3 protein-coding genes are annotated in these 4,895 nt (G+C 66.3%); 2 read left to right on the top strand and 1 reads right to left on the bottom strand.

Annotated features, from left to right (window positions below):
• A partial coding sequence (locus VFQ05_05675) for a serine/threonine-protein kinase (GenBank protein ID HET9326243.1) occupies positions 1–1,644 on the top strand: 1,644 nt, incomplete at its 5' end.
• 1 nt (position 1,645) lies between these two features.
• Here the strand turns inward: VFQ05_05675 and VFQ05_05670 are convergent.
• Positions 1,646–2,455, bottom strand: coding sequence for a PEGA domain-containing protein (locus tag VFQ05_05670; protein ID HET9326242.1), 810 nt, complete (start codon positions 2,453–2,455; stop codon positions 1,646–1,648).
• A gap of 74 nt (positions 2,456–2,529) precedes the next feature.
• On the opposite strand from VFQ05_05670, the gene VFQ05_05665 reads away from it, so the two are divergent.
• Positions 2,530–4,895 (top strand): kelch repeat-containing protein (locus VFQ05_05665; protein ID HET9326241.1); only part of this gene is annotated, 2,366 nt, incomplete at its 3' end.

Below are 4,895 nucleotides of genomic sequence, written 5' to 3'. Positions count from 1 at the left end.
CGCGTGCTCCGGATCATGCGCCAGGTCGCATCGGGACTCGCCGCGATCCACGCGCTCGGCACCCTTCACCGCGACCTCTCGCCCAACAACGTCATGGTGGTGGACGGCGGCACCGCCAAGATCCTCGACCTGGGGCTCGCGAAGACGCTGGGCGTGACGTCGTCGGGCGATACCGCAGCAAGCCACGTCGGAACGATGGGATACTCGTCGCCCGAACACCTGAATATGGGCGAAGTCGGCTTCGCGTCGGAGATCTTCACGTTCGGGATCATCCTCTACGAAGCGCTCGCGGGGAGACATCCGTTCCAGGCGGAGCACCCGGTTTCGCTCCTCTACAACATCGCGCAGCGTCCACACGAGCCGATCGTCACCCATCTGCCGAACTGCCCGGCGCCGCTCTCGCGCCTCGTGGACCACTGTCTGTCGAAGGATCCCGCGGAACGTCCGGCGAGCATGGCGGTCATCGAGAAGTCGATCGGGGAACTGCTCGCCGAGGACGACTTCCAGACCACGACGGCGGCCATGGCCATCCCTGGGCCCGGGCCTGGGCCTGGCCCGCGCGCCACCCCGCGAAACCCCTACCTCAACCGCGTGATGATCAAGCATCGCGAGGACTTCTTCGGGCGCGCTCAGGAGCTGAAGCGCATCTTCGCGAGGCTGAACGCCTCGCCGCCGGGCTCGATCTCGGTGGTGGGCGACCGCAAGATCGGCAAGTCTTCGTTGCTGAACCACGTCTATCTGCGCGCCGTCCGGGAGCAGTACCTCGAGCATCCGGAACGGATGATCATGGTCTTCCTCGACCTCCAGCAGGACAAGGGCATGTCGATGGAGACGTTCGTCCGGACTCTCCGTGGGATCGCCGATCTGGAGCTGCGGGGCCGTGTGGACCTCTCCGACTGCGCCTACACCCTCGACGGCGTGCGCGACATGGTCCAGCGGCTCGATGCCGGCGGGTTCCGCCTCGCACTGATCCTGGACGAGTTCGAGACCGTGACGAAGAATCCCAACTTCAATCTCGAGTTCTTCTCGTTCCTCCGGTACCTGGCCAACCATTACGACGTCGCCTACCTGACTTCATCGGAGCGGGATCTCCAGGTCCTGTGCCATACGAAGGAAATCTCCGATTCGCCGTTCTTCAACATCTTCTCGACGCTGAGGCTTTCGGTCTTCCGGCAGGACGAGGCGGAGGCGCTGGTGCGTGTGCCGTCGGAGCGCGTCGGCAAGCCGCTGGCGCCCCACACCGAGCAGATCCTCCGGCTCTCGGGCCTGTTCCCGTTCTTCATCCAGATGGCGTGCTCGCACGCGATCGAGTACCTCGATGATCATCCGGACGCGAGCGCGCCCGACTTCGCGGAGGTGCGCCGCCGTTTCTACGAGGAGGCGAAGCTCCACTATCGCTACATCTGGGAGGGCTTCGACCCGCACGAGCGCAGCACGGCGCTGCGGGTCGCGAGCGGCAAGAACCTGCCGGACTCGCTCCGCCACGTGGTCGAGGAGCTCGAGGCGCGCCATCTGGTGGAGAGCGAAAAGGGGAAACCGAAGCTCTTCGCCAGCACCTTCGACGATTTCGTGAAGCAGCACCGTGACGGGGGAGAGGCGAAGCCCTCGCTGCTCGATCGCCTGTTGGGAAAAGGAAAGGCCTAGATCAGCGATTGGCCCGAGCGGGCGGGGGTGGAGCGCCGGGAAGAGGCTCCAGCGTCTCTCCGCCGCCGTCGTCGCCTCCTTGGGAGGCCAGGATCGCGATGCCGCTCGCCAGCCCGATCCCTCCGATCCAGCGTGAGGCGTAGTACCACGGCCCGTGACGACGATCGAGATGGTAGCTCTTCTCGAGCGTCACGTTGGGCGCGATGGTGATCCGCTCCTCGATGCGCTTGAAGCCTTCGGCATCCACGACCACCCGGTGGGGCCCGGTCTCGATGTCGATGTCTCCGCGCTTTCCATCCTCCTGAGCGCGCAGCGTGTCGCCGTCCAGCAGGACGAACGCCGTGCGCGGCGTGGTCTCGAGAACACGGAACGCGCCGAAGATCTGGCGGCGGACCTCGGAGAAGAAGGCGATCATCTCGGGCGGGGAGTTCGCCTCCGGCTGCGTGTGACGCAGCTCACGGACACGGAGCATCTCCGCGATCAAATGTCGCGCTTCCCGGTAGTTCAGGTTCGACGCTTCGCGTCCCTGCGGCTTGAACTTCAGGTCGTTGCCTAGGAAGACGTACGTCTTGATGAGCAGGAGGTAGATGTCGCGCTTCTGGTCCAGGGTCAAGGCGGGGCGGGTCAGCGCCACTCGGAGGACCTCGATCGAGCGGTCGTAGTCGGCGTCGCCGACCAGTTCCCGGGCGCGCTCGATCGCCTTCTCCGCCGACATGGCGGCCGGATCGTCGGGCTGGACCACCGCGGCAAGGAAGTCCGGGGCGCCATGGAGCGCGATCGCGGCGCCGAGCAACAGGGAAGCAAGAGTCATCGAGACCCCCGAGGGACGGCCGCGAATGTAGCAACTGAGTGCGCCCCGAACCAGCGTTGTGCGAGTATTCCCGCGTGTCCGGACGACATCTCCCCCTCGCCGCACTGGTCGGCTTCGCGCTTCTCCACGGCCCAGCCCACGGGCAGCCGGTGGTCCCCTTGAACCACACCGCGATCTACGATCCCGTGCAACAGCGCATGATCGTGTTCGGGGGCAACGAGCTTTCGCAGCTCTCGAACGCCACGTGGCAGCTCACGCTTGGACAGAATCCGCAATGGAGCCTCTTGACTCCGTTGGGAGCGCCGCCATCGCCGAGGTTCGGGCACGCGGCGGTCTACGATCCGACGCGCCATCGGATGATCGTCATGGGAGGGTACGATGGCGCCGCCCGCAAGGCGGACGTTTGGGAGCTCCTGCTGACCGACCCTCCGGAGTGGCGGCGGATGACGCCCCAAGACTCGGTCGGACAGCTCGGACGGCGTTACCACACGGCGATCTACGATCCGGCCCGCGACCGCGTCGTCATCTACGGCGGGGAACAGCAGACCAGCGTGCCCATGGGCGACACCTGGAGCTTGTGGCTGTCTCCGGTCGTGAGATGGGAGCAGATGTTCCCTGCCGGCGACCCACCCGTGAACCGATACACCCACTCGGCCATCTACGATCCGGTGCGGGATTGCATGGTCGTCTACGGCGGGCTGCCGGTACTCAATTTCACCGATCTGGCCGAGCTCTCTCTGACCGACGCCGCGTGGCGGTCGCTGCCCAAGCCGCCCGAGCCGCGGATTCAAGGGCACTCGGCGATCTACGACGCCACAAGGGGTCGCATGGTGCTGTTCGGTGGAGGCGAACTGAACCAGCACTTCAACGACGTGTGGACGATGACGCCGGGCAGCCCGCCGACATGGACGGAGTTGTTCCCGACCGGCGCACCGAGTCCCCGATCGGGTCACTCCGCGATTCTCGATTCCGTCCATCAGCGAATGATCGTCTTCGGAGGCTTTCCGAACGTGACGGAGTCCACATGGGGATTGTCCCTCGAGAGTCCATCTCACTGGAGTCCACTCCGGCCTTTGCTCTCCGCCGGAAGTCCGAGCCTCCAGCTCCCGACCGTGACGGTGGGGGACACCGCGTCCGTGCCGATGACCCTCTCGAATCATGGAATGTCGCCGCTGACCGTCAGCGGTTTGCAGCTGCCTTCTGGAGTGACTTTCGGCATCCAGGCCCCGTTCCAGATCGACTGGAACCAGAGCCGAACCGGGACGGTGACGCTGGTGGCGGCCACGCCCGGCGCCGCGAGCGACAGTGTCGTCATCGAAAGCAACGACCCGGTGACGCCCCGAGCCGTGATCCCGCTCGGGATCAGGGTGCTCGGCCTGGGTTTCCGGGCACGGGTCCTCGCAGAGCCGGACAGTGTGCCGCTCGGCGCCTCGTTCATCGTGATCGCTTCACCCGAGCCGGGCGTCCATGTCGAGCGGGCCACGCTCTTCTATTCCATCGCGGAAGCCAGCTCCTTCGATTCGCTCGCGCTCACCCCGCTCGGGACCGACTTCGTCGGTTCCGTTCCGGCGACGGCCGTCACCGAGCGCGGCGTGGATTACTACGTCCGCGTCGACAACAGCGGATTCTCCTCGTGGCAGCCCGCCCTAGCGCCGGATTCGGTCTTCACGCAGCGCGTCGCTCGCTCCGACTCGATCCGGGGCGTTCCCCAGCCCGAATTCCTGTCCGGGCGGCCGATCGAGGTCGAAGTGGATCTGCCGCTCGGATCGATCTTCGAGTCGGGCACGATCCACTACCGCCGGGGGGGCGAAGCGAGCTACGCCACGGACCCGCTGGCGAGGGACGTGCTCGGGCGGCCCGTCGCCACGATCCCCGACACGTGCGTGGGCTCGCGCGGGGTGGAGTACTGGATCGAGGCCACCACGTTCGGCGGCCCACTCCAGTTCGCGAGCGCACAGAGTCCGGCCACGATCCGCGTGACCGTTCCGAGTCTCCAGGAGCCTGTCTCGCATCCCGGCATGCGATACCGGCTTCTCTCCGTGCCGCTCGATTTCGGCGAGAGCTCCACCAGTACGCTCGCCGATCTGCTGTCTGATCAGCTCGGGACCTACGATCCGGTTCGCTGGCGCGCGTACCGGTACGACCCCGTCTTGCCGGGCAACGTCGAGCTGTCAGCCCCAACCCTGGAGACGTTCGAGCCCGCGCCGGGTCGGGCGTTCTGGCTCATCAGCCGAGCGGCGCATCGAGTGAACACGGGGCCAGTGCAGGGTCTCTCGACCCCCACGAACCGTGAATACCCGGTTCCGCTCGCGGTGGGGTGGAACGCGATCGGCAATCCCTTCGACTTCCCCGTCGCATGGGCGGACGTGCGGCGCGACTCGATCGCGGTGGGAGAGCCCGTCGCCTTCGACTGGATGGGTGGCTCGATCGGGGACTATTC

This window comes from Candidatus Eisenbacteria bacterium, assembly GCA_035712145.1.
GTDB lineage: Bacteria > Eisenbacteria > RBG-16-71-46 > RBG-16-71-46 > RBG-16-71-46 > DASTBI01.
The sequence above is the reverse complement of the archived record's forward strand: the minus strand, read 5'-3'. Positions and strand labels throughout refer to the sequence as shown.

Bases quoted from the DNA above. Each gene is read 5' to 3' on its own strand.
- VFQ05_05670 (HET9326242.1), bottom strand. From the start codon at position 2,455: ATGACTCTTGCTTCCCTGTTGCTCGGCGCCGCGATCGCGCTCCATGGC.